This window comes from Bradyrhizobium sp. 1 (assembly GCF_023073315.1).
GTDB lineage: Bacteria > Pseudomonadota > Alphaproteobacteria > Rhizobiales > Xanthobacteraceae > Bradyrhizobium.
The window spans coordinates 104,494-129,810 of record NZ_JADPJH010000011.1; the positions used below are offsets into that span (position 1 = coordinate 104,494).

At 64.2% G+C, this 25,317-nt stretch carries 23 protein-coding genes; 11 read left to right on the forward strand and 12 right to left on the reverse strand.

The annotated features are described in order from the left end of the window. Positions 1 to 8: 8 nt before the first annotated feature. The 6 genes from IVB29_RS05895 to IVB29_RS05920 all read right to left on the reverse strand — a co-directional run bounded on the left by IVB29_RS05895 (position 9) and on the right by IVB29_RS05920 (position 5,189). Positions 9 to 779 carry an alpha/beta hydrolase gene (locus IVB29_RS05895; RefSeq protein ID WP_247502460.1) on the reverse strand — a complete coding sequence of 257 codons (771 nt, stop codon included), beginning with the start codon at positions 777 to 779 and terminating at the stop codon, positions 9 to 11. Positions 780 to 974: 195 nt separating this feature from the next. Beyond that, a complete protein-coding gene (locus IVB29_RS05900) occupies positions 975 to 2,261 on the reverse strand; it encodes a DUF445 domain-containing protein (protein ID WP_247502461.1) in 1,287 nt (428 codons plus the stop codon). 216 nt (positions 2,262 to 2,477) lie between these two features. Beyond that, positions 2,478 to 2,933, reverse strand: a complete 456-nt coding sequence (locus IVB29_RS05905) for a phasin (protein WP_247502462.1) — start codon at positions 2,931 to 2,933, stop codon at positions 2,478 to 2,480. A 203-nt stretch (positions 2,934 to 3,136) separates the two neighbouring features. After that, a complete protein-coding gene (locus tag IVB29_RS05910; protein WP_247502463.1) occupies positions 3,137 to 3,730 on the reverse strand; it encodes a GNAT family N-acetyltransferase in 594 nt (197 codons plus the stop codon). Beyond that, complete coding sequence (locus IVB29_RS05915) at positions 3,727 to 4,809, reverse strand: alpha/beta fold hydrolase (RefSeq protein WP_247502464.1); 1,083 nt, start codon at positions 4,807 to 4,809, stop codon at positions 3,727 to 3,729. The genes IVB29_RS05910 and IVB29_RS05915 overlap by 4 nt, the downstream gene beginning before the upstream one ends. Beyond that, a complete protein-coding gene (locus tag IVB29_RS05920) occupies positions 4,806 to 5,189 on the reverse strand; it encodes a hypothetical protein (protein ID WP_247502465.1) in 384 nt (127 codons plus the stop codon). The genes IVB29_RS05915 and IVB29_RS05920 overlap by 4 nt, the downstream gene beginning before the upstream one ends. 164 nt (positions 5,190 to 5,353) lie before the next feature. Between IVB29_RS05920 and IVB29_RS05925 the strand changes: the two genes are divergently transcribed. Both IVB29_RS05925 and IVB29_RS05930 read left to right on the forward strand, forming a co-directional pair. Beyond that, positions 5,354 to 6,268 (forward strand): alpha/beta hydrolase, encoded by a 915-nt coding sequence (locus IVB29_RS05925; protein WP_247502466.1) that lies wholly within the window; start codon positions 5,354 to 5,356, stop codon positions 6,266 to 6,268. Between the two features lie 123 nt (positions 6,269 to 6,391). Next, complete coding sequence (locus IVB29_RS05930) at positions 6,392 to 6,856, forward strand: nuclear transport factor 2 family protein (protein WP_247502467.1); 465 nt, start codon at positions 6,392 to 6,394, stop codon at positions 6,854 to 6,856. A gap of 90 nt (positions 6,857 to 6,946) precedes the next feature. Here IVB29_RS05930 and IVB29_RS05935 read toward each other — a convergent pair whose 3' ends face one another. The 6 genes from IVB29_RS05935 to IVB29_RS05960 are packed head-to-tail and all read right to left on the reverse strand — an operon-like array spanning position 6,947 to position 14,603. Then, positions 6,947 to 7,621, reverse strand: a complete 675-nt coding sequence (locus tag IVB29_RS05935; RefSeq protein WP_247502468.1) for a spermidine synthase — start codon at positions 7,619 to 7,621, stop codon at positions 6,947 to 6,949. Between the two features lie 30 nt (positions 7,622 to 7,651). Next, positions 7,652 to 10,888: a cytochrome P450 gene (locus tag IVB29_RS05940; RefSeq protein WP_247502469.1), complete on the reverse strand. Its 3,237-nt coding sequence runs from the start codon at positions 10,886 to 10,888 to the stop codon at positions 7,652 to 7,654. 44 nt (positions 10,889 to 10,932) lie between these two features. Next, positions 10,933 to 11,928, reverse strand: coding sequence for an alpha/beta hydrolase (locus tag IVB29_RS05945; protein WP_247502953.1), 996 nt, complete (start codon positions 11,926 to 11,928; stop codon positions 10,933 to 10,935). Positions 11,929 to 11,950: 22 nt separating this feature from the next. Then, positions 11,951 to 13,501 carry a wax ester/triacylglycerol synthase family O-acyltransferase gene (locus IVB29_RS05950; protein WP_247502470.1) on the reverse strand — a complete coding sequence of 517 codons (1,551 nt, stop codon included), beginning with the start codon at positions 13,499 to 13,501 and terminating at the stop codon, positions 11,951 to 11,953. Positions 13,502 to 13,545: 44 nt separating this feature from the next. Then, complete coding sequence (locus IVB29_RS05955; RefSeq protein ID WP_247502471.1) at positions 13,546 to 14,346, reverse strand: alpha/beta hydrolase; 801 nt, start codon at positions 14,344 to 14,346, stop codon at positions 13,546 to 13,548. After that, positions 14,346 to 14,603, reverse strand: a complete 258-nt coding sequence (locus IVB29_RS05960; protein ID WP_247502472.1) for a DUF6489 family protein — start codon at positions 14,601 to 14,603, stop codon at positions 14,346 to 14,348. The genes IVB29_RS05955 and IVB29_RS05960 overlap by 1 nt, the downstream gene beginning before the upstream one ends. A gap of 367 nt (positions 14,604 to 14,970) precedes the next feature. On the opposite strand from IVB29_RS05960, the gene IVB29_RS05965 reads away from it, so the two are divergent. The 9 genes from IVB29_RS05965 (at position 14,971) to IVB29_RS06005 (ending at position 25,306) form a co-directional block, all read left to right on the forward strand. Then, complete coding sequence (locus IVB29_RS05965) at positions 14,971 to 16,569, forward strand: ABC transporter substrate-binding protein (RefSeq protein ID WP_247502473.1); 1,599 nt, start codon at positions 14,971 to 14,973, stop codon at positions 16,567 to 16,569. A gap of 115 nt (positions 16,570 to 16,684) precedes the next feature. Then, positions 16,685 to 17,665 carry an ABC transporter permease gene (locus IVB29_RS05970; protein WP_247502474.1) on the forward strand — a complete coding sequence of 327 codons (981 nt, stop codon included), beginning with the start codon at positions 16,685 to 16,687 and terminating at the stop codon, positions 17,663 to 17,665. A gap of 1 nt (position 17,666) precedes the next feature. Further along, positions 17,667 to 18,626 (forward strand): ABC transporter permease, encoded by a 960-nt coding sequence (locus IVB29_RS05975; RefSeq protein ID WP_247502475.1) that lies wholly within the window; start codon positions 17,667 to 17,669, stop codon positions 18,624 to 18,626. 13 nt (positions 18,627 to 18,639) lie between these two features. Then, positions 18,640 to 19,626 carry an ABC transporter ATP-binding protein gene (locus IVB29_RS05980; RefSeq protein WP_247502476.1) on the forward strand — a complete coding sequence of 329 codons (987 nt, stop codon included), beginning with the start codon at positions 18,640 to 18,642 and terminating at the stop codon, positions 19,624 to 19,626. After that, on the forward strand, positions 19,623 to 20,612 hold the full coding sequence (locus tag IVB29_RS05985) for an oligopeptide/dipeptide ABC transporter ATP-binding protein (RefSeq protein WP_247502477.1): 990 nt from the start codon (positions 19,623 to 19,625) through the stop codon (positions 20,610 to 20,612). The genes IVB29_RS05980 and IVB29_RS05985 overlap by 4 nt, the downstream gene beginning before the upstream one ends. 82 nt (positions 20,613 to 20,694) lie before the next feature. Continuing rightward, positions 20,695 to 22,500, forward strand: coding sequence for a gamma-glutamyltransferase family protein (locus tag IVB29_RS05990; protein ID WP_247502478.1), 1,806 nt, complete (start codon positions 20,695 to 20,697; stop codon positions 22,498 to 22,500). Between the two features lie 9 nt (positions 22,501 to 22,509). After that, complete coding sequence (locus IVB29_RS05995; protein ID WP_247502479.1) at positions 22,510 to 23,220, forward strand: DUF1028 domain-containing protein; 711 nt, start codon at positions 22,510 to 22,512, stop codon at positions 23,218 to 23,220. After that, positions 23,217 to 24,206 carry an ABC transporter ATP-binding protein gene (locus IVB29_RS06000; RefSeq protein ID WP_247502480.1) on the forward strand — a complete coding sequence of 330 codons (990 nt, stop codon included), beginning with the start codon at positions 23,217 to 23,219 and terminating at the stop codon, positions 24,204 to 24,206. Before IVB29_RS05995 ends, IVB29_RS06000 begins: the two co-directional genes overlap by 4 nt. After that, the gene (locus tag IVB29_RS06005) at positions 24,206 to 25,306 is read left to right on the forward strand and encodes a dipeptide ABC transporter ATP-binding protein (RefSeq protein ID WP_247502481.1); all 1,101 of its coding nucleotides are present in this window, start codon (positions 24,206 to 24,208) and stop codon (positions 25,304 to 25,306) included. Before IVB29_RS06000 ends, IVB29_RS06005 begins: the two co-directional genes overlap by 1 nt. Positions 25,307 to 25,317: the final 11 nt, after the last annotated feature.

Here is a 25,317-nt window from a genome sequence, read left to right on the forward strand (position 1 = left end):
CGAAGAGATCACCGATGCGGATCGGGATAGACCACGCTGCGCCAGCCGCTGCGATCGAACGGCCGCCACTGGCCTTCCTTCTGCGCGAGACGGTCGGCCACGGCATAGACCGCTGCCGGATGGTGGCCCATGCCGCAATGGCTGCTCTCGATCTCGATGCTCTCGGTCTGCGCGCCCGGCTTCTCCATGCAGCTCTGCCAGGCGCAGACGCCGTCGGTACGGCTGAAGATGGCGGTGGTCGGCACCGGCGGCGGGACGGCGAGCTCTCCGCCGAACTGCGGATCGACCTCGTCGGACTTCCGCCCGCTCGCCCATTCATAGACACGCCAGGCGTTGGTCGAATGGGGATCGCCGGCAAAGGGGCTGCCGAGCGTGATCACCTGGCGCACGCGCTCGGGCATCATCTTGGCGAGCTGGCGCGCATAGAGGCCGCCGAGGCTCCAGCCGACCAGGCTGATCTTGCGGTCGTGCTTGTCGCTGAGCTCCTCGACCAGATCGACCATGGCGTGCTGCACGCCTTCGCGCAGGCCGTAATTGCGGCCCTGGCGCCAGCCGCTCACCGCGTAGCCCTTGCTGGTCAGAAAGCTGCGCAGCGCGCGCGTGGACGCGTCCGAGGCCACGAGGCCCGGCAGCACCAGCACCGGTTGCCCGTCGCCGCGCGGCGCGAGGCTCAGCAGCGGCAGCGCGCCGAGGAATGCGCCGAACTCGTGGATCGCGCGCCCTTCCAAAAACATCAGGGTGCGGGACGGCGGACGCAGCGTCTGGGCAGTAGCGGTCATCAATGGTCCCCTCGGGAGAATTGCTGTCACCGGCTGAGATGCCGGCAAATAGGTATCAATTCCAACACGCCAGCTTTTCGAACGTTCCGCAGCGCAACATGAATCAGCTAGGACTCCGGTTCCCGACATTCAAGCGGGTGAAACCCGAGGCGACAATAGGCCCGCGCGTGAATGCCAACGTCCGTGACGCAAAAGTCACAACAATCGGAGCAGGGATTCTACGGAGTAGAGGACGAGACCCGCGAGCCCGCCGATCAGCGAACCGTTGAAGCGGATGTATTGCAGGTCACGCCCGATGTTGATTTCGATCAGCGAAATCAGCTGCGCCATGTCCCACGCCTTGACCTGGTCCGAGATGAAGGTCGAGACGCCGCTCTTCTGGTCGGCGACGAAGCTGCGCAGCACCGCTACCAGGCCCTGGTTGATCTCGCCGCGCAGCTCGGCGTCGCCGGCAAGCGCTTCGCCCGCGGCGACGCACATGCCGGCAAGATGATGCTGGAGCACCTGCGTCTCACCGCTCGCACTGCGCTCGATGAAGGAGCGCGTGTTGGCCCAGACGGTGCGCGCGAGATCAGCAAGCTCGGGCCGTGCGAGCAGATCACGCTTCAATCCGTCGATGCGATCGATATAGGCCTGGTCGGTGCCGAGCCGGTCGACGAAGCTCAGCACCATGCGATCGAATTCGCCACGGAACGGATGCCTGGGATCGCTGCGCACCTCGTTGAAGAAAGCCGTCGCCGACGACACGATCTTGTTCACCAGAAACTTGTCCGCGCGATAGAGCCGCAGCAGGGTCGGCAACTCCGCGCGTACTTTCTCGCGGATCATCGCCATCGTCTCCGTCTGGTTCAGCGTCTCGTGCATCACGCGCAGGAGATCATCGAACAGGATCTGATGCCGCCCCTCCGCCACGAAGCCGCGCAGCGTGCCGGCGGCGAGCGGAGCGAGGTCGATGGCCTGGAGCTGCGAGGACATGCGGCGGATGATGAAGGTCATCAGGCCGGAGGTCTCGGTCGCGGACACGGCCTCCGGCAGCAGGCGGAGTGCGAAGCGTGCGAGATCGTCGCTGCGCTTGCGATCGCGCAGCCAGTCGGCGACGAAGGAGCCGAAATCGATCTCCGTCAGCTTGGCCTCGACGGGACCTGCCTCGAGGAAATGCACCTGGATGAATTCGCCGAGCTTGTCGGCGATGCGGGCCTGGTTGCTCTGGATAATCGCGGTGTGCGGGATCGGCAGACCGAGCGGCCGCTTGAACAGCGCGACCACGGCGTACCAGTCGGCGAGCCCGCCGATGGTCGCGGCTTCCGCGAACGCGGCGATGAAGCCGAACACGGGATGCACGGGCAGAAGCCATTTCGCGACGACGAACAGAGCCAGCGTCGAGACGAGCACCAGCGTCGCCAGCGTCTTCACGCGGCGCAGTTCGGCGGCGCGTTCAGCGTCGCCGGGGCTGTCGAAGGAGAAGGTGGCAGGTGGAGTCATCAAAAGATACTTAGCGCGTCAATCACCGCGTGTCCCGGACGCGGTGCAGCGCGGAGCGATGCGCCGCAGAGCCGGGACCCAGCATGGACCCGGATCAGCAGTGCACCACGCCGCAAGCGCGGCGCGCTGCACAGCATCCGGGGAACGCAAGAGGCAGCAAAACAAAGGCCCGCCGAAGCGGGCCTCAAATTCAGTTTGTCGTCTCAGGGCGCCAGATCAGGCGGTCTTGTTGTAGACCTTGGCAAAGTTGTCCTGAGCGGACTTCGCACCGTTGGCGGCGAGCTTGCCGACATAGTCGGCGGTCGCCTTGGCACGCGAGACGAACACTTCGCCGCGGGCGCGGAGCAGGCTCGACTGGATCTCGACGGCTTCGCTGACCGACTTGGCGGACGCGAGCTTGTCGATACCGGCGAAGAACGCCTGGGCGTCGTCATAGATCGCCTGCTGGATGTTGCGGCTGATCTTGCCGGCTTCGGTGACGGACTCGGTCACCGCGTTTTCGACGGCGGCCGTCACGCGCTCGGAGCCAGCGAACACCTCGGCAGCACGGTCCTTGGCGGTGTTGGCGGACTTCTTCACGAACTCGCGGGCGGCCTCGGGAACTTCCAGGTTCTGGATGTTCTTGAATGCGTCCTTGAAGCCTTCGAAAGCGGTGGTGGTTTCGGTGGTCATTGGGGTCTCTCCATCCTCATTGGGTTGAGCTATGGGCTCACCCCGTCCGGTTGTGGCCCGGGGCACGGCTTATATGGCATAGTTAATTGTGCGATGCAACATTCGTATTGCACTGCGATATCACGAATCCGTGAATAGCCTTAATGGTAGGCAATCTGATGCCTCCCTACTCAGCCGGGCTCCCCGGAAGCCGGGCACTGCCTCTAATGCTGGACGGCGCCTGGCAACCCGTAGGCCTCCATCTGGGCCTGGACTTGCGCGATGTTGTGGCCGAGCACGACAATGTCGTGGGTCTTGCCGTCGACGTCCCGGACATGGTCCCGCAACAGCGCCTCGGCCTTGAAACCAAGGCTCTCGAACAGCGCGATCGCTGCCTGCTGGTCCACCGTCATCTGCACCGAGAGCTTTTCGAGGCCGGCGCCGAGCGCGAGTGCAAAGGTTTCCTGCGACAGCGCCCGCCCCATCCCCTTCCCGCGCACATCGACCGAGACCACCATGCGGATCTCGCCGACATGGGGCGACCAGGAATGCGGATCACGCACCAGCGTGCCGCAGCCGATGACTTTAGCATCCTTCACGGCAAGTAGGCTCGTGATCGCGCCGCGCTCGATCTCCTTGACCCACGCGGAGAGCACTTTCGGCTCGCTGATGTTACGCGGCAGGAAAAGGAGATCGTGAGGCGGCAGGCCCTTGCCGAAGGCGAGCACCGCGGCCTCGTCCGCGGGCGACATCACGCGGATCTCGATATCGCCAGCATCGGTCTTGACCTGACGCGGATAGGAACGCTGCTCACTCATGTCGATCTTGTCCCCAGCCAGGAGTCCAGTTTCGGCCACAGCCGCTTCACCGCGTTGGCGCCGGCGACCAGCGAGACGTGACCGCCTTTCAGCATCACCTCTTCCTTGTCCTCGGAGCCGATCTTTGCGATCAGATGTTTCGCAGCGTCATACGGCACGATGTGATCGTGCTCGGCAACGGCGTGCAGGAACGGCACCTTGATGTCTTCGAGCTTCGCCGCACGGCCGCCGACCGACATGGTGTCGTTGAACAGCTTGTTGTCCCACATCAGGTCCTTGGTGATGGTGCGGAAATATTCGCCCGCAAGCGGCAGCGTGTCGGTCGCCCAGCGGTCGAACATCCGGTACGACTTCACGAACTCGTCGTTCCAGATATTTTCCCAGAGCTGGATCTGGCTGACCGTGCGCGAGGCCGGGCGCAGCATCTCGAACGAGGACAGGATCATTTCCGGGGGCACGTTGCCGACACTGTCGACGAGGCGATCGACGTCGAAATAGCGGCGGTCGGAGAAGTTCGAGAACAGCTTCATCTCGCGGAAGTCGATCGGCGTGGTGAAGCAGATCAGATTCTTCATCGGCCCGTCCTTGTGGATCGAGCCGTAGAGCAACGACAGCACGCCGCCGAAGCAATAGCCGATGATGGAGACGTCCTGCTCACCGGAATCCTGCTGCACGCGGCGGACGCAATCCGGGATGAAGTCGAGGACGTAGTCCTCCATCCGCAAGCTCTTCTCCTCCGGCCGCGGCGCGCTCCAGTCGAGCATGTAGACGTCGTAGCCGCGCTTCAGCAGGAACTCGATGAAGCTCTGGCCGGGCACGAGATCGAGGATGTAACCGCGGTTGGTGGTGGCCATCACGATCAGCACCGGCACGCGGTAGATCTCGTCCGAGATGGCACGGTAGTGATAGAGGCTCATCGTGCCGCGCGAATGCAGCACATCCTTCGGCGTCGAGCCGAGCGTGGGTCCGGAGGTCGAGAAATACTCGACCCCCTTGATGCTGCGCTGGATCGCGCGCTGCACCTCGGACTGGATGCGCTCCGGGATAGATGCGAAATCAAGTCCCGTCGGCGCGTTCATTTTTGCTCTCCGCTTTCGGAGGGCGGACGCTTCGTCCGCGGCGGCTTCGGCGCCCCGTCAAAGCCTTGCGAAATGCCGGAACTTGCCGCCATCTGGCTCAGTATCGACTTCATCTCGCCGATCTGGGATTCGATCGACTGTAGCCGTTCCGCGAGGGCCGTGACTTGCTCCCGGCTCGGCAGGTTCATCGTGACAAGGTATTTCTCCATGAGCTCGCCGAGCTGCTTCTGAGCACCTGCAGCAACTCCTCCCGCGCGGTTCACAGCTTGCGAAAACTCGGGCGAGGACATGGCCTGGCTGGCGAAGGAGTTGAACCCCTTCTCCATGTCCCCCACCATCTTCTGCCACATGGCGACGGGGTCGTTGATCTTGTCGGTCATCGGCGTCCTCCTGATATCGAGAGCTGCGATGCCCTTCTTTTTTCGCCATACCACACCGTTGCGGGGGAGCGGTCAACCGGCAGGTGTTCGGTGCGGCGCACACGGCTTCTTTGCGGCATGAAACCGTGCGATACAGCATGAACCAGCAGCGAGGGAACGCATCCGTGACCGCTCATCAGCCACCCCAGACCGTTCGCGCCAACGGCATCGACATCTGCTACGAGATTTTTGGCGACGACAATGCCGAGCCGTTGCTGCTGATCATGGGGCTCGGGGCGCAGATGATCCATTGGGACGATGCATTCTGCGAGCAGCTCGCCGTGCACGGCTTTCGCGTGATCCGCTTCGACAATCGCGACATCGGCAAGTCGAGCCATCTCACGGGTGGCAAGCGCCTGACGCCGCTCGAGCTGTTGAAGCTGCGCTTCCTCAGGATTCCCGTGGCCGCAACCTACAAGCTGATCGACATGGCGAAAGACACAATCGCCCTGATGGATGCGCTCGGCATCAAGTCGGCGCATCTGGTCGGGGCGTCCATGGGCGGCATGATCGCACAGGAGGCGACGCTGTCGTTCCCCGACCGCGTGCGCTCGCTGACCTCGATCATGTCGACGACGGGCAATCCGCGCGTTCCGCCGCCGACCCGCGAGGCCGCCGCGATGCTGATGGCGCCGCCGCCGCAGAGCAAGGAAGAGTTCATCGTCCGCTTCGGCCAGACCTGGAAAGTGTTGCGCGGCGGGTCGTTTCCGGAAGAGGAAGCGCTCGATCTCGATCGTGCCGAGCGCGTGTTCGCGCGCGGGCTCAATCCGGCCGGCGTCGGGCGGCAGCTCCGCGCCGTGCTCGCCTCAGGCAGCCGCAAGGAGCGGCTGCATGGCGTGACAACGCCGACGCTGGTGATCCACGGCACCGTCGATCCGCTGGTCCGTCCCGAGGGCGGCAAGGACACGGCGGAGTCCATTCCGGGTGCAAAGCTGTTGATGATCGACGGCATGGGCCACGCGCTGCCGATGCGGTTCTGGCCCGAGATCATCGGCGCCATCGACAAGCACGCGCATGGGGCGGCGGCGCAGGCGGCGTAGGCTAGACCAGGTCTCCTCACGGTGACCATGTGAGCTTCCGGTTACTCTCTTAACGCGAGCCGGCGCGACAGCTATACGGGCCTACCTCGATCGCAAGACAGAGGCTGCAACCTCGGAGCTCACATGCATCTCGTCGTCCGGTCCGTCGCAATGATCGCCGCCTCAGTTCTTATGCTGTCCCTCGGCAACGGCGCCGCGATGGCCGGCAGTCCTCAAGAAGAAGCCAACCGCACCGCCGTACTTGCCTTCTATGAGAAGGGCCTCAATCAGAAGGACGTTGACGCAGCCCTCGCCTATGTCGGCGACCGCTACGTCCAGCACAATCCCAACGCCCCGGATGGCCCGGACGGTTTCCGAAAGTTCATCGGCTTTCTTCGTGAAAAGTTTCCGAACTCGCACAGCGAGATCAAGCGCAGCTTCGTGGATGGCGACTACGTCATCCTCCACGTTCATGCGGTTCGCGAGCCCGGCACCAGGGGGAATGCGATCGTCGACATCTTCAAGCTGGAGAACGGCAAGATCGTCGAGCACTGGGACGTCGTGCAGCCGATCCCGGAAAACCCGGCGAACAACAACACGATGTTCTAGCCCGTAGGGTGGGCAAGGCTCTTCGCGCGCCGTGCCCACCATCCAGCCGCAACGACACTGGAAATGGTGGCACGCTGCGCTTTGCCAACCCTACCGCTTCTTCGCCATCCAGATCACGTGGCGCGCGCCACCGCCTCTGCCGGTGGCCCGGACAGCGACTTCGTTCACCTCGAAGCCGGCACGTCCGAGGCGCTTGGTGAAGGCGGGGTTTGGTCCTGACGACCAGACGGCGAGCACGCCGCCCGGCCGCAGCGCCGTCTTGGCCGCCGTCAAGCCGATCGCACTGTAGAGTGCGTCATTGCCCTTCCGGGTCAGCCCTTCCGGTCCATTGTCGACATCGAGCAGGATGGCATCGAAGGCCGAGCGCTTCGCGCGGATGATTTCGCCGACGTCGGTTTCCCGGATGCTCACCCTGGCATCATCGAGACTATCGCCAAAAACCTCCGCCATCGGGCCTCGTGCCCAGGCGACCACCGCCGGCACGAGCTCGGAGACCACGATCTTCGCCTTGCTTCCGAGCACTGTGAGCGCCGCACGCAAGGTAAAGCCCATGCCGAGACCGCCGATGAGAACGACGGGCTTTGCGACCTTCTCGATCTGCTTCGCCGCGAGCGTTGCCAGTGCGGCCTCCGAGCCCGACAGGCGATTGTTCATCAGCTCGTTGGTACCGAGCTTGATGGAGAACTCCTTGCCCCGCTGCATCAGACGAAGCTCTTCGTCGGAGCCGGGGATTTTGGCGGTGTCGATCTTTTCCCAGGGAATCATGCGAGTGCTTTAGCACGATCGGACGAACAATCACCCACCCGCCCAAACATCCAGCACATAGCGGTTGTTCGCACCCATCTCCTCGATCCAGCGCGCAGCTGTAGCCGCATCGCTGCTGCTCTTGTCGCGGTGGATCGCGACGAGAGCTGCCTTCACGTCTGGCTCCATCTTGCTGCCGTCGCCGCAGACATAGATGATCGCGCCCTGCTCGACCAACGGCCAGACCTTGTCCTTCTGCGCGGCGAGCACGTGCTGCACATAGGTCTTCGGACCATCCGCGCGCGAGAACGCCGTGAACAGCTCGGTGATGCCGCTTGCCGCCAGTGCCTTCAATTCATCCGCGTAGAGAAAGTCCTGGTCGGGATGGCGACAGCCGAAAAACAGCATGGCCGGCCCGAGCGCGGCACCCTTGGCCTTGCACGCAGCGCGCTCCTGGAGGAAGCCCCGGAACGGCGCCAGTCCCGTGCCAGGGCCGATCATGACAACGGGCACGGACGGATCGTCAGGGAGTCGGAAGCCGGCCTTGGTCTCACGTACGGTGGCGTAGATCGCATCGCCTGCGCGGCGATTGGCGAGATAGTTCGAGCATATCCCCTTATAGGTGCCGCGCCCCGACGCCGCCGGCCCTTCGACCACGCCGACCGTGACGCTGCACCGCGCCGGGTCAACCGACGGCGAGGACGAGATCGAGTAATAACGCGGCGCCAGCAGCGAGAGCATTTCGAGGTAGACGTGGAACGGCAATTCGCAGGCCGGATGTTCGAGCAGCAGGTCGAACACCGATTTGCGCCCGACGAGAATCTCGCTGCGGTAGCGCTCAAGCGTTTCAGGCTCCTCGCCGACAAAGGCCAGCAGTTTTGGCTTGGTGACCGGGCAGCGGGTGTGCTCGGCCATGATCTGGATCTGCTTGCGGGTCGCGAGCTGTTGGAGCTCGACGAACTCGCTGAGCAGGCGGCCGACCGACACGGCATCGCCGACCGGCAATTGCGCGCGGCGGCCTTCAGCGACCTGAAGCCTGATCTGGTCGGCCGGCAGGAAGCCGAAGCGGCGGGCAACCGAATCCACCAGCGTCGGATCGTTGCGCGGAACGACGCTCAAATGATCTCCGACGCGGTAGGCGACGTTGGACGGCAGCTGCACCTCGATGTGACGCGTCGAGCGCTCCGACGGATTGCCGCCGGACTTGTTCTGAAGCTCGTCGTTGACCACCACCTTCATCGCGACAGCGCCGCCTTGCGCCACGATGGTGTTGACGGCGGTTACTGCCACTGGCTCGATCGCATAGAGCGGATCGTCCTCCGCGGTGCGGGTAAAGTTCCAGTCGATGCCGAATTCCTTGGTCGCGACCTGGGCAGCCGCCGGGAACCATTTCTGGAACTGGCCGTCGAGATCGCTGCGCGCATCGCCCTCGCCGCGGGGATAGATTGCGCGCGCACCATGCGCCGTCAACTTATCGTCGATGAAGCGCGGCACCGATTGATAGGTCGCCGCCCAATCGCTGTTGCCGCAGCCGAACACGGCATAGCGCACATTGGCGAAGGCATCCTTCGGCAGATCGTCGCCGAGCCATTTGACGAACTGCGTCGCATTATCGGGCGGCGCGCCGTTATAGGAGGCGCAGATGATCAGCACGCCGCCCTCCTGCGGCAGCTTGCCGACGTAATCGTCGAGCGGCCCGAGATGCACGGCAAAGCCGTTGATCTCCGCAAGGTCCGCCATGCGCGTCGCAAGCTCCTCGGCGGTGCCGAGATTGGAGCCGTACAGCACCAGCATCGGCGTGTTGTGGCCGAGACGCGCGGTCGGTTGACGCGGCGCCTTCGGCACTGAAGCCGCGGCCGCGACAGGCCCTCCATAGGCAGCCCGCTCGCGGTCGGCGCGCGGACGCACTTTGATCTTGAAGCCTTCCGGCTTCATCGTCAGGGTTTCCTTCAGATGCATCTGGTAGCGCCGATGGTCGATCAGCTTGAAGCGCTGGAGGATCATGCCCAGCGCGAGCGCGGCTTCGTGCATGGCGAAGCCGCGGCCGATGCAGGCGCGCTGGCCGTTGCCGAACGGCTTCCAGGCATTGACGGGGCGCTTGGCCTCCGCTTCGCGGCTGAAATTCTCGGGATCGAAAGCGTCCGGGTTCGGCCCCCAGACGCCGGGATCGCGATGCAGCGCCGTCACCAGGATGGTGGTGAACGTGCCCTTTCGGAGCTTGTACTTGCCGCCGCCGATGGTCTCGTCGTTGAGCGGCGAGATGCCGTAGGCCGGCGCCGGCGGCCACAGCCGCAGCGACTCCTTCAAAATCTGCGTGATGTAGGTGAGCTGCGTGACCTGTTGATAGGTCGGACGCGCATCGACATTGGGACCGAGGACCCGATCAACCTCGTCATAGGCCTTCTTCAGAATATCGGGATGTTTGAGCAGCGCATAGATCGTGCACGACAGCAGGCCGCTGGTGGTCTCGTGGCCGGCGATCAGGAACGTATTGATCTGGTAGCGGATGTTGACGTCGTCGAGCTGCTCGCCGGTCGAGCGGTCGACGCCGGTCATCATCGCGGCAAGCATGTCCTTCTTGTCGTCGATCGCATCCGCGTTCTTGCGCCGCTCGGCGATGATCTCGTCGACCATCTTGTTCATGAAGGCGACGTCTTCGCCCATGGTCTTGCGCCGCCTCTGCATCCATACCTGCTCGAACGGCAGGCCGCGCGTCATCATGATGGTTTCGAGCGAGCGCACCAGCGACTCGACGAAGGGATGGTAGTCGCGCCGGTAGAACGAATTGAAGCGGTATTCGAAGCCGCACAGGCCGATCGTATCGAGCGTCAGCGCGGTCATGTCGTGGACGACGTCGATCTCGTCGTCGGCGTTGAGCCGCTCCCATTTGCTGACGAGCTGTTCGGCGATATCGACCATGCTCGGATGGTAGGACTGCATGGCCCGGTTGCCGAACGGCTGGATCAGGATGTTGTGCGCCTTGCTCCAGTTCGGCTCGCGGGTATCGGCGGTGAACAGGCCGTCACCACCGACCGCGCGCACGCGCCGCAGCGCGCCGCGTACCGCCTTGTCGAAGCGCTTCTCGTCGGAGAGCTCGTCAACCAGATCGTGACCGGAGACGACGACGATCGGCGAGCCCATCATGTCGAGCCAGAAGATCGGACCCAGCTCCTTTGCAAGCCGCGTCAAATGCTGCACGGGAGCGGCCGAGTCCAGCGACAGCATGTTGCCGACCACCGGCTTGGTCGGCGGCTGCGGGATCGGGTCCAGACGGTTTTTCGATGACATTAAAAGTGCTTCCCCTGCCTCGTCTTCAACGCCGTCGTTGCGAATTAGCCAAATCGCCTTCTACGCCATTCGATCAGCTTGGCGCTGACCTCCTCCGGCTTCTCCTGTTGCGTCCAATGGCCGCTGTCCTTCACCAGATATTTCTCGAGATCAGCGATCAGCTTCTCCATGCCGTCCGCTCCCGACGGCGGCAGCACGGCATCGTTCTCCGCCATGATCATCAGTGACGGAACGTGCACGTGATGATCGAGCCCCTTCGACCGCTCCCAATTGCGCGTAAAGTTGCGATACCAGTTGATGCCGCCGGTGAAGCCGGTCTTCGTGAAGGTATCGACGAATACTTTCTTCTCGTCCGCCGACAGGATCGGCGTGCGCGGATCGTGTTTCGCATCGTAGCCCGCAATCATCTGCGGGAAGGCCAGATTGGTCTTCGACGAGGCGCCGACGCCCGCAATCGGTTCCTCCGCCGGCTTCGCCTCTGGCCGCGCCAGCGGCTTGCGCATGAACGCGTCGAACGTCTGCTCGACGCGGCTGCCAAAGATCCTGTCCGGCTCGCGTGCGGGGTCCTGGAACTGGACGATATACATCTGGTCGCCGAAGCGCTGGCGAAACAGCGCAATGGGATCGATCGGTGCGCGGTCCCAATGCGGGGTATTGACGCCGACCACACCAGCAACGCGCGTGGGATGCCGCAGCGGCATCTGCCAGACGACGAAGCCGCCCCAGTCGTGGCCGACGAAGATCGCCTTGTCGATGCCGAGATGATCGAGCAGCCCGACGAGATCGCCGGTCAAATGCTCCATGTCATAGGCCTCGACCGGCTCGGGCCGGTCGGTCGCGCCATAGCCGCGCTGATCCGGCGCAATCACGCGGATGCCGGCCTCGCTCAGCGCCTTGATCTGGTGGCGCCACGAGAAGGCGAGTTCGGGCCAGCCATGGCACAGCACGATCGGCGGCTTATCATCGGCCGGGCCCGCCTCGTAATAGCCCATCCGGATTCCGTTCGTCTGCGCGAACTTGAGCGGCGGCATTTCAATCATCATCAGATTCCTGGCAAACTTCCTATTCGGCCGCGCCCCTGATATCGGCCGTTGGCGGCGCATAGGCCGCTTCGAGTGCGGCAAACTCTTCCGGCAGCATGTCGCACATCACCTGCACATGCGGAATGATGTTGGCGCCGACGATGAAGCCGAAATCGAGCTGGTCGCGATAGCTCTGCACGGTGATATTGAGCGCCTGTCCATGCGTCGATATCGACACCGGGAAGATGTGCAGCAACTCGGCGCCCGCGGCGTAGAGCGTTTGCCGCGGCCCCGGCACGTTGGACACCGTGATGTTGGCGGCCGGCGGCAACACGTCCGAGAGGTTCGAGCGGCTGTAGACCAGTGCCAGAATCTGCATCATCATCGGCGCGCCCAGCATGGAGATGTTGGATATCTGCGGCATCAGGGCCCGCAGCGGATGCGACATCTCCTTGGACTTGGTCGATTGCGCGATAATGGCTTCCAGCCGCGCCTTGGGATCCTCGATGTTGGTCGCGATCGAGCAGATCATGCCGAACACCTGGTTGTTGGCCTCGGTGTTGCCCTCTTCGCGCAGGGAGATCGGCACGGCCGCGGTCAGCGATTTCGCCGGCAGCGTGCTGTGCTCCTTCAGGTAACGCCGGACCACGCCGGAGGCGAGCGCCAGCACGACGTCGTTGAGCTTGCCGCCGGCCTGCTTGGCCAGCGCCTTGGATCGCGACAACGAGATCGAGACGCCGGCGAAGCTGCGTTCTGACGAGATCGATTTGTTGAGCATGGTCGGCGGCGACACCATGCTCGCAAGGCTCTCGCGCGACTTCGGATCCGAAATCTTGCCGAGCACCTCGGAGACGCTCTTGACCATGGTCGGGATGTTGCCGGCAAAGCGCACCGCGCTCTCGATCTGATACATCGCATTGTCGAACAGGATCGAGCCGATGTCGCTCTTGCCGGTGCGCGGCAGTTGCAGGTTCTTCGCGGCCGCCGATGCATCGAGCGGCTGGGTGATGAGCTGCTGATAGGAGTCGAGCAGGTTCGCGGCGATGTCGCGCGGCTCCTGTCCGGGCTTCGCTCCTGCAGTCGGCGGATCGACCTTCCGGGGCGTCGGCGAGATGTCGTAGATCATGTTGGTCAGCGCCGCACCGGCGCCGCCGTCGATGGCGGCATGATGCATCTTGGAATAAAGCCCGACCTCGTTGTCCTTCATGCCCTCGAACACATAGAACTCCCAGAGCGGGCGGGCGCGGTTCAAGAGCTTGGCGTGCATCCAGCCGACGATGCGTTCGAGCGTGGCGCGATCGCGCGGCTGCGGCAGGCTGGCGCGGAAGATGTGGCGGTCGATGTCGAACTGATCGTCCTCGACCCAGGACGGATGATCGATGTCGAGCGGGGCCTTCTCCAGGCGTGCCTTGAGGATCGGCGCGATGTGCAGGCGTGAGACGATCATCGCCTTGAAGTCTTCGAAGAAGTCGCCCTTGTAGTCGTCAGGCAGGCGGAAGATCGCCATGCTACCGACATGCATCGGCATCTCAGGCGTTTCAAGATAGAGAAATGATGCGTCCAGCGACGACAGTTTCTTACCGTCAGCCATAGTTCCCTCCCGAAAATTCGACGGGCGCCTTCAGGCGCTTCTCGTCAGGCCGATACTGCCCGCTCCGGCGGGGCATATGCAATGGCAAACGGGCCCGCCCGGTCAAATGGCCAGAACTCCCCCTCCGGTTGCGCCAGGCGGTCCGCCACGGCCCACAGCGCCGCGGGGTTCACACCGAGCCCGATATGGCTCGCCAGATGCACCTCGATATTCTCTGCACGGTCGGAGGGACGCAACAGACAGGTCCGCCAGTTCACGACACCGTCGGCGCGCGAATAGATCGACGTCGCCGGCACCGGCAAATCGCCGGCAATCGCCTCGCGTAGTTCGGCAAAATCCTCGACCCGCTCGCCGGACAGCGCCTCGTAGAGTCGCGTGGCGTTGGTCGCCCGCACGTCATTGGCAAACGGACTGCCGAGCGTGACGACGTAACGGACCATCTGGGGCGCCTGGAGCGCGAGATCGCGCGCATAGACGCCGCCAAGGCTCCACCCGACCAGGCTGACCTTGCGCCCCGTCGCGGCGTGGATCTCGGTGAGACGGGCGAGCAAGGCTTCTCGCATCCGCCCGAGCCCGCCGAGATTACGGCCCATCCGCCAGGCATGCGCCTCATAGCCGAGCTCGCCGAGATAGCGCCGCATCGGCGCCATCGAGAGATCGCTGGCAAGAAAGCCCGGGAGCGCCAGCACCGGATGGCCGTCGCCCTTGGGCGCGCGCATCAGGACAGGCGATAGCAGCAAGCTCGCATTGAACTCTAGAAGTCCGCGGGCTTCGGCGAGCAGCAGACCAAGGCCCGGCGGACGAAGCCGGCCTGAATCCTGCGGCCCGGCCCGCTCCGACGGCACTATTTTTTCTTGTCGCTGCTGCGAGAGCCGCCGAGACCCGCCATGGTCACGAACATGTCCTGAAATCGCTCGGCGATCTTCGGATCGAAGGTGAACCAGCTCTGTATCAGCGATTCCGGCGAGACCTTGTCGATATTGGACATCATCTGCTGCTGCAGCTTGTCCATCACGGCGTTCTGCATCGGCATCACATCGGGCAGTCCGAAGAACTGGCGCGCTTCAAGAGGGGTGCAGTCGATTTCGATGTTAACTTTCATGTCCCCTCCAGATGAGATTCGAGCGGCGCCGCGTAGTATCGCCGCGACACGGCGTGCAACGCAAGCGACCTGAGGCTGGCGGCTGGGCTTCGGTTTCCACGATCGACAGGTATGGTCAACCAAATCGCTTCGCCGGGCAGCCTGCGAGGCCTTTCCGCGTTTATTCCCCGGGCCTGTCGAAAGTTGAATATCGCCCCCTGACCTTTCGCCCCCAAATTGTCGGTCAGCATTGCTGCACAGCGGTGCAACTTGGCGCGTTCCTTGCTGGAAAGGCGCTTGCACGGGTCAAGAACTCTGGGCAACATGGATCGATCAGCCTCGCCGAACAATCAAAAATGACGGCGGGGCAGTGTGGAGAGGGTCAAGAATGTCAGTCGGTCGAAGTCTGTTTGCGGCGACGCTCGCCGGTATGCTTGCGTTGGCAATCACGCCGGCGTCGAGCCAGACGCTGCGCTACGCCAACCAGGGTGAGCTGAAGTCGCTCGACCCGTACACGCTCAACGAATCGACCACCAGTGCGCATCTCGGCCACGTTTATGAAGGCCTGGTCGCCCGCGGCAAGGACCTGAAAATCATCCCGGCGCTCGCCGAAAGCTGGGAGACGCCGGAGCCGACGCGCTGGCGCTTTCACCTCCGCAAGGGCGTGAAATTCCATAACGGCGACCCTTTTACCGCCGACGACGTGGTGTTCTCGGCCGAGCGCGTGCGGGCGAAAGGCTCGAATTTCCAGAGCCGTGTTCCAGCGGATGCCAAGGCCGTCAAGGTCGACGATTACACCGTCGATTTCATCCTGACCTCGCCCAATCCCATCCTGACGGCGCTGTGGGCGACCTGGTACATCATGGACAAGAAATGGGCAGAGGCGAACGATGCGGTGGCACCGACGCCCGCCGCCGCGACGACGCCGAGCTACGCCGCGCTGCATGAAAACGGCACCGGCCCCTTCATGATCGAGAGCCATCAGCCGGGCGTGAAGACCGTCTTCAAGGCCAACCCGAACTGGTGGCGCAAACCGGAACATAACCTGAAGGAGATCGTCTTCACGCCGATCGCAAACCCGGCCACGCGTGTCGCGGCGCTGTTGTCGGGTGAGGTCGACGTGATCGAGCCGGTTCCGGTCCAGGACATCGAGCGCGTCAAGGCTAGCCCCAACGCCACCGTGCTGACGGGACCCGAGCTCCGCACCATCTTCGTCGGCATGGATCAGGCTCGCGACGAGCTCCTCTATTCAAACATCAAGGGCAAGAACCCGTTCAAGGACGTTCGCGTTCGTGAAGCGGTCTACCGGGCGATCGACGTCGACCTGATCAAGAATCGCGTCATGCGCGGCCTGTCCACGCCGTCCGCTTTGATGGTTGCCCCGGAAATCTTTGCCGCGAAGGACCTCATCCGGCCGAAGTTCGATCCCGACGCTGCCAAGAAGCTTCTGGCGGACGCCGGCTATGCCGACGGTTTCGAGGTGACGATGGACTGCCCGAATGATCGCTACGTCAACGACGCCGCGATCTGCCAGGCGATTGTCGGCATGCTCGCCCGCATCAACATCAAGGTGGACTTGCTGGCGCAACCGAAGGCTCAGTATTTCGCCAAGGTGCTGAAGCCCGGCGGCTACAAAACGTCGCTGTACATGCTGGGCTGGACTCCGGATACGCTCGACTCCCAGAACGTGCTGCACGACATCATGGGTTGCCGCGATGACCCGAAGGATCCCAACCGCGGCGAAGCCAATCTCGCCGGTTATTGCAACAGGCAGTTCGACGAGCTCGCCGACAAGGTTCTCGTGGAATCCGATACGGCCAAGCGCGATCAACTGATCAAGCAGGCTTTCGAGGTCTCGATGAAGGACTGGGCCTATATCCCGCTGCACCAGCAGGCCCTCGCCTGGGGCGTGTCGAAGAAGGTGAAGCTGACCCAGCGTGCGGACAACATGGTCATGCTCTACTGGGCGACCAAGCAGGACGAGTAGGTGTTGACAAGTTGTGATGTCCCGGAAGCCAATACTACCAAGACATGGCTTCCGGGACTTGCTGTTTCGGGCTAACGCGATGATGCGTGCCGCTGAAGAGATGTGAAAGGAACAGATGCTCGCTTTCACACTGCGCCGGGCCATCCAGGCCATTGGCGTCATGATCGCCGTCGGGGTTCTTTCGTTCTCGATGTTCCGTTTCGCGGGCGATCCCGTCAACCAGATGGTCGGGATGGATACCTCCGGCGCCGAACGCGCCGCGATCCGCAAATCGCTCGGCCTCGACGATCCCGTGATCGTGCAGTTCGGCCGCTATATCGGCAACGCCGCGCAGTTCAAGTTCGGCGTGTCCTACCAGTTCCGCCTGCCGGTCAGCAATCTGCTGATGGAGCGGATGCCGGCGACGTTGGAGCTGGCCATCGTTGCCACCATCTTCGCGATGGTGAGCGGAATCCTGATGGGAGTCTATTCGGCGCTGCGCCGTGACAGCTGGCTCGCGCATGTCTTCCAGGCCGTCTCGCTGATCGGCATCTCGCTGCCGACCTTCCTGATCGGCGTTCTCATGATCTATCTGTTCTCGGTGACGCTCGGCTGGCTGCCCTCGTTCGGGCGGGGCGATGTCGTGCATATCGGCTGGTGGACGACGGGCCTGCTAACGCTGTCCGGCTTGAAGGCGCTGATCATGCCGTCGATCACGCTCGGACTGTTCCAGATGACCTTGATCATGCGACTGGTGCGCGCCGAGATGCTCGAGGTCATGCGCACCGACTACATCCGCTTTGCCCGCGCCCGCGGGCTGACCACGCGCGCGATTCATTTCGGCCACGCGCTGCGCAACACGCTGGTTCCGGTCATCACCGTCGCGGGCCTGCAATTTGGCTCGGTCATTGCTTTTGCGATCATCACGGAGACCGTGTTCCAGTGGCCGGGCATGGGGCTCCTGTTCGTGCAGGCCGTTCAGAACGTCGATATCCCGATCATGGCGGCCTATCTGATGATGGTTTCACTGATCTTCGTCACCATCAATCTCGTGGTTGATATCCTCTACACCATTGTCGATCCGCGGCTGCGCTCGACAGTCAGCCGGGCGCATTGAAATGAGCGAAGCCGTCGTTCCGCACATTGCAGAGAAACGTGCCGCGGCGCCTGGCTGGTTCAGGCGCGCGCTCGACAGCGATTTGTTCTATTCATTCCGTCGCTCCAAGATCACCATGATCGCAGCGGCCGTAACGCTGCTGTTCTTCCTGATCTCGATCTTTGCCTCGGTGTTGTCGGTACAGAATCCGTTTGATCCGGCGCAGCTCCAGCTGATGAATTCCCGCATCTCGCCGCTCTGGACCGCCGACGGCCAGAGCCCGTTCCTGCTCGGCACCGACGAGCAGGGTCGCGACGTGCTGTCCGCGATCCTCTATGGCCTGCGCATCTCTCTGCTCGTCGGCGTGCTCGGCGTCGTCCTTTCCGGTGCAATCGGCATCCTGCTCGGGCTGACGGCCGGCTATTTCGGGGGCGCGGTCGACGGCCTGATCATGCGCATCGCCGACGTGCAGCTTTCGTTTCCGGCGATCCTGATCGCGCTCTTGATCAACGGCATCGCCAAATCCGTCTTTGGCAACAAGCTCGACGAGATGAGCATGTTGGCGGTCCTGGTGTTCGCGATTGGCCTTAGCTTTTGGGTACAGTACGCGCGCACGGTGCGCAGCTCGGTGATGGTCGAGAAGAACAAGGACTATGTCGCCGCCGCGCAGCTGATCGGCCTGCCTGCCCCCGTGATCATGCTTCGCCACGTGCTGCCGAACACGATGGGACCGATTCTCGTCATCGCCACCATCAATCTCGCGCTCGCCATCATCACCGAGGCAACGCTGTCCTTCCTCGGCTCGGGCATGCCCGAGACCATGCCGTCGCTCGGCACGCTGATCCGTATCGGCAACGGCTACCTGTTTGCCGGCGAATGGTGGATCGTCGCATTTCCCGGAATCGCACTCGCGGCGCTCATCCTGTCGATCAACCTGCTCGGCGACTGGCTGCGCGACGCCCTCAACCCAAAGCTTCGATGAGTATGCAGCGTTCATGACCGAACCCGTTCTCTCCGTACGCAATCTCCAGGTGGAGTTCGCCGCCCGCCGCGGCACACTGCGCGCCATCGACGGCGTCTCTTTCGATATCGCCAAGGGCGAGGTGCTCGGGGTGGTCGGCGAATCCGGCGCCGGCAAATCCGTCACGGGCCTCGCGGTGATCGGCCTGATCGATCCGCCCGGCCGCATTTCCGGCGGCGAGATTCATCTCGCCGGCCTGCGCATCGACAATCTGCCGCCGGAAGAGATGCGCCGCATCCGCGGAAAACGCATCGGCATGATCTTCCAGGATCCCCTCACCTCGCTCAATCCGCTGTACAAGGTCGGCGATCAGATCGTCGAGACGATCCGGACCCACCTCAATCTGTCCGAGACGGCCGCACGCCGCCGCGCCATCGACCTGCTCGCCGAGGTCGGCATTCCCGCCCCGGAGAAGCGCATCGACGGCTATCCGCACGAATTCTCCGGCGGCATGCGCCAGCGCGTCGTGATTGCGCTCGCGATCTGCGCCGAGCCTGAGCTGATCATCGCGGACGAGCCGACCACCGCGCTCGACGTCTCCGTGCAGGCGCAGATCATCTCGCTGATCAAGCGGCTCGGCCGCGACCACGGCACTGCCGTGATGCTGGTGACGCACGACATGGGCGTGATCGCCGAGACCTCGGACCGCGTGGCCGTCATGTATGCCGGCCGTGTCGCCGAGATCGGCCCGGTGCAGGACGTCGTGAAGAATCCGCTGCACCCCTACGCCAAGGGCCTGATGGGCGCGATCCCGACACTTGCCGGCGACGACAAGCGCCTGGTGCAGATCCCCGGCTCGATGCCGCGGCTGTCGGCGATCCCGCGCGGCTGCTCGTTCAACCCGCGTTGCGCATCCGCCTTCGATCGCTGCCGGATCGATAGGCCGGAGCCGCTGCCGCGCGGCACACAGTCGGTGGCCTGCCATCTCTACGACACCGTCCCGGCGGAGAGCGCGGCATGAGCACGCCCTTCGTTCAGGCCACAAATCTCCGCCGCGTCTTCGACGTCTCGAAGCCATGGCTCAACCGCGTGCTCGAAGGCGGGCAGCTTGAATATCTCAAGGCAGTCGATCACGTCACCTTCGACATCAGGAAGGGCGAGACCTTTGCGCTGGTCGGCGAATCCGGCTCGGGCAAGACCACGGTGGCGCGAATGGTCGTCGGCCTGTTGCCGCCGAGTGCCGGCGATGTCCTGATCGACGGCGTCTCGATGACCGATCCGCGGCAGGCCCAGGCGCGGCGCAAGCTGCGCCGCCGCATCCAGATGATCTTCCAGGATCCGTACGCCAGCCTGAACCCGCACTTCCGCGTCGATGCCATCATCTCCGAGCCGATCCGCGCCTTCGACCTGATCCAGGGCGAACGCGACATCCAGGCCCGCGTCGGCGAGCTGCTCAGCCTCGTCGGCCTGCATCCGGACGACCGGCTGAAATTTCCGCATGAATTCTCCGGCGGCCAGCGCCAGCGCATCGCGATCGCGCGGGCGCTCGCCTCCGACGCCGAGTTCATCGTCTGCGACGAGCCGACCTCGGCGCTCGACGTCTCCGTACAGGCCCAGATCCTGAACCTGATGCGCGACCTCCAGGACAAGTTCGGCCTGACCTACATGTTCATCAGCCACAACCTCGCCGTGGTCCGCCACATGGCGAGCCGCGTCGGCGTGATGTATCTCGGCCGCATCGTCGAGATCGCGGAAGGACGCGAGCTGTTCGCCCGTCCGCGCATGCCCTACACCAAGATGCTGTTGGGCGCCGTGCCCGATCTCGCCATGAGCGGCCGCCAGCGCATCCCGGTGCAGGGCGAGATCCCGAACCCGATCAATCCGCCGCCCGGCTGCGCCTTCAATCCGCGCTGTCCGCTGGCGTTCGATCTCTGCCGCAAGGAAGCACCTGACCTGATCGACGGCGTCGCCTGCCACGCAGTGAACACCGCACCGGTCCCAGCGTGACGCGCGCGTGCCATGCGGTCTGCGCATTTGGCATACCAGCATCGGCTGTGATCAATTGCGCGCGCCGCAAATGAGGTAGCCCATGGCCAGCATCGTCAATCCCGATCCCTTCACGACGCGCCCCGAGATCGAGGGCACGTTCGGGGTCGTCGCCACCACCCACTGGATCGCGACCGCCGTCGGCATGGCCATCCTCGAAAAGGGCGGCAACGCCTTCGATGCCGGCGTCGCCACCGCTTTCACCCTCCAGGTGGTCGAGCCGCATCTGAACGGCCCCGGCGGCGACGTGCCGATCATTGTCCATGACGTCAAGCGCGGCCGCACCGAGGTGATCTGCGGCCAGGGCCCGGCGCCCGCGCGCGCCACCATCGCGCATTACAAGAGCGAAGGCCTCGACATGGTGCCCGGCACCGGCCTGCTCGCCGCCTGCGTCCCCGGCACCTTCGAATCCTGGATGATGCTGCTGCGCGACTACGGCACGATGCGCGTGCGCGACGTGCTGGAGCCCGCGATCTCCTACGCGCGCGACGGCTATCCGCTGGTCGAGCGCGCCTGCGCCACGATCCAGACTGTCGAGCAATTGTTCCGCAAGCATTGGCCGACTTCGGCTGCGGTCTATCTGCCGAACGACGAAGTGCCGAAGCCCGGCACGCTCTTCACCAACAAGACACTGGCCGCGACCTACGCCCGCATTCTCAGCGAGGCCGAGAGCGGCGGTGGTGGCCGCGATGCCGAGATCGAACGGGCGCGAAAGTCCTGGTCGCAAGGCTTTGTCGCGGAAGCCATCGACAAATTCTGTCGAACCCAGGAAGTGATGGACGTCAGCGGCTCGCCACATCGCGGCGTGCTCTCGGCCGATGACATGGCGCGCTGGCAGCCGACCATCGAGGCCCCGCTCACCTACGATTACGGCCGCTACACCGTCTGCAAGGCCGGCGTCTGGAGCCAGGGACCGGTGACGCTGCAGCAGCTCGCGCTGCTCAAGGGCTTCGCGCTCGACGGGCTCGACCCGACCGGACCTGAATTCATCCATCTCCAGATCGAATGCGCAAAACTCGCCTTCGCCGACCGCGAAAAATTCTACGGCGATCCCAAGTTCAGCGAGATCCCGATCGGAACGCTGCTGTCGGACGCCTATAACGACGAGCGCCGCAAGCTCGTCACCGACAAGGCCTCGCTCGATCTCCGGCCCGGCACGATCGAGGGCTTTGGCGGCGTGGTCAAGCTGCGCCGCGCTGAAGGCCAACGCGAGGCCGTTGGCGCGCTCGGCGCCGGTGAACCAACCGTGGGGCGCTTCGGCGAGGTACGCGGCGACACCGTGCATTTCGACATCATCGACAAAGCCGGCAACATGGTGTCCTCGACGCCGTCGGGAGGCTGGCTGCAATCCTCGCCTGTCATTCCCGAGCTGGGCTTCTGCCTCGGCAGCCGCGCACAAATGTTCGATTTGGAGGAGAACCAACCCAGTTCGCTCGCGCCGGGCAAGCGCCCACGCACGACGCTGTCGCCGACCATGGCGCTACGCGACGGCGAGCCGTATCTCGCCTGGGGCTCGCCCGGTGGCGACCAGCAGGACCAGTGGATCACGCAATTCTTCCTGCGCCACGTCCATTGCAATCTCAATCTCCAGGAAGCCATCGACGCGCCGGCCTGGCATTCCGAGCACTTCCCGATCTCGTTCTGGCCGCGCACCGCCCGCCCCGGCGTGCTGGTGATCGAGAACCGGGTGCCGAAGGCAACGATCGATAATCTTCGCGAGCGCGGACATATCGTCGAGGTCGGCCCCGACTGGTCGGAAGGCCGCCTCACCGCAGCCTCACGCGTCGGGGTGCGCCGCCGCGCTGCCGCCAATCCGCGCGGCATGCAGGGCTACGCCGCAGGGCGCTGAAGGCAGCACATGACCTGGTCGATCATCGCGCGAGACCCTGCCACCGGCCAGTTCGGCATCGCGGTTGCGACGCGATTTTTCGCCGTCGGCGCGCGCGTGCCCTATGTCGCGGCCGGCCTCGGCGCCATCGCGACGCAGGCCTTCGTCAATCCCTATTACGGCATCGACGGCGTCAAGCTGCTGCATGAGGGCTTGAACGCCCATGACGTGCTTGCCGCCCTGCTCGCGACCGACGACGGCCGCGAGAGCCGGCAGATCCACATCATGGACGCCAGCGGCGCGATCGCTGCGCATACCGGCCGTGACTGCGTCGACTGGTGCGGCCACGTCGCCGGCAGCGGCTTCTCCATTGCCGGCAATATGCTCGCAGGCGCCGACGTACTCGACGAGACTGCAAAAACCTACATCGCCAATGACAGCCTGCCTTTCCCGCGCCGCCTGCTCGCCGCCATGCGCGCGGGCGAAGCCGCTGGCGGTGACAAGCGAGGTAAGCAATCCGCGGCCTTGTTGATCCATGGCGAGGAGGAATGGCCGGCGCTGGACATTCGCGCCGACGATCATCCCGATCCGCTCGGTGAGCTCGAGCGGCTCGAACGTGTCAGCCAGGAACTCTGGGTGCACTTCCGCGGCGCGATGCCCACGCGGCAGAATCCGGCCGGCAACACCGATCGCAGCATCATCGACGCCAGCATCGCTGCAGCGCGCGCAAGGCAAGCATGAGCGCCAGTCCCCTCATCGAGATCAAGGACCTCCGCATCCGCTTTCACGGTGACGATGGCCGCGCCACCCATGCGGTCGACAGCGTCGATCTCAGCGTCGCCAATGGCGCCACGCTCGGCCTCGTCGGCGAATCCGGCTGCGGCAAGAGCGTGACGTCGCTCGCGATCATGGGCCTGCTGCCGAAGCAAAGCGCGGAGATTACGGGCGCTATCCGCTTCGACGGTTTTGACCTGCTGAAGACTCCGGACCAGACGCTGCGCGACCTGCGTGGCAATCGGCTCGCGATGATTTTCCAGGAGCCGATGACCTCGCTCAATCCGAGTTTTACGATCGGCGACCAGATCATCGAGACGATTTTGCGCCACCGCGGCGGCTCGCGAAAAAGTGCACGTCAGCGGGCGATCGAGCTGTTGCGGCGCGTCCACATTCCTTCGCCCGAGCGTCGCATCGACGAATATCCGCACAAGCTCTCCGGCGGCATGCGCCAGCGCGTGATGATCGCGATGGCGCTGGCCTGTGATCCGCGCCTGCTGATCGCGGACGAGCCGACCACCGCGCTCGACGTCACCCTGCAGGCGCAAATTTTGGAGCTGATGCGGGAATTGAAGGCGGCGAGCGGCGCCGCGATCATCCTGATCACCCACGATCTCGGCGTGGTCGCCGAAGTCTGCGACGAAGTCGCGGTGATGTATGCCGGCGAGATCGTCGAGCGCGCGCCGGTCGACGAGCTGTTCTCCACGCCGCAGCATCCCTACACGGTCGGCCTGCTCGGCTCGATCCCGCGGCTCGACCATCGTGCCGAGCAGCTTGCGACAATCGAAGGCATGGTCCCGAACATGGCGCAGCCGCCCGCCGGCTGCCGCTTCGCCGCGCGCTGTCCGTTCGTGCTGGACGCCTGCACCAGGGCGCCGCCGCCGCTGGTCGAAATCAGCCCCGGCCATCTCTCGCGCTGCATCCGCGCGCCGCTCGAACTGTTGGTGTCGTGATGGCGCTGCTCGAGGTAGAAGGCCTGGTCAAGCATTTCGTCGCCGAGCGCTCGCTGTTCGGCCGGGCACTGGCCCACGTCAAGGCGGTCGATGGCGTCAGCTTCTCGCTCGAAGCCGGCAAGACGCTGGCGCTGGTCGGCGAATCCGGTTGCGGCAAATCCACCGTCAGCCGTCTGGTGCTGCGGCTGATCGAGCCGGATGCGGGTGCGATCCGCTTCGAGGGCCGCGATCTGCTCTCGCTCGATGCCAACACGCTGCGTGCCTTCCGCCGCGAGGCGCAGATCATTTTTCAGGACCCTTACGCCTCGCTCAATCCGCGCATGACGGTCGGCCAGATCCTGACCGAGCCACTGGCGCTGCACAATCTCCTGCCGCCGGCACAGCGGCGCGAGCGTGTCGCGGAAATCCTGCGGCTGGTCGGGCTGGAGCCGCGGCTCGAGCGGCGCTATCCGCACGAATTCTCCGGCGGCCAGCGCCAGCGCATCGCCATTGCCCGCGCGCTCGCGGTCGAGCCGAAACTGATCATCTGCGACGAGCCGGTTTCGGCGCTCGACGTCTCGATCCGCTCGCAGATCCTCAATCTGCTGCGGGAGCTCCAGGACCGGCTTGGGTTGGCGTACATTTTCGTCTCGCACGACCTCGCCGTGGTCAAGCACATCGCCGACCATGTCGCGGTGATGAATCTCGGCCAGATCGTCGAAACGGCGGAGGCGGACGCACTGTTCGCAGCACCCAGCCATCCCTATAGCCGGGCGCTGTTGTCCGCGATCCCCGTGCCTAAACCGCGGGCAAAGCGCAGCCGGATTGTGCTGCAAGGCGAGATCCCCAGCGCACTCAATCCGCCGCCGGGATGCCGCTTCCACACCCGCTGCCCCTACGTTGTGGACCGCTGCCGCAGCGAAATGCCACAGCTCGTGCCGGATGGCACCGGACATGCAACGGCCTGCCATCGAACGTCGGAACTGCCGTCCTCCGCGGCGATCGTCCCGTCCGACGGCGGCTTTTCGCCGGTCCTTGAAAAATTGGTCGCCGCCTTCAGCGGCGGCCCGGAAGCAGTCCGCGGCGGCGGGGTTAGTTCATTGGGGACGGATCCGGCCTAGCCCGCGAAACA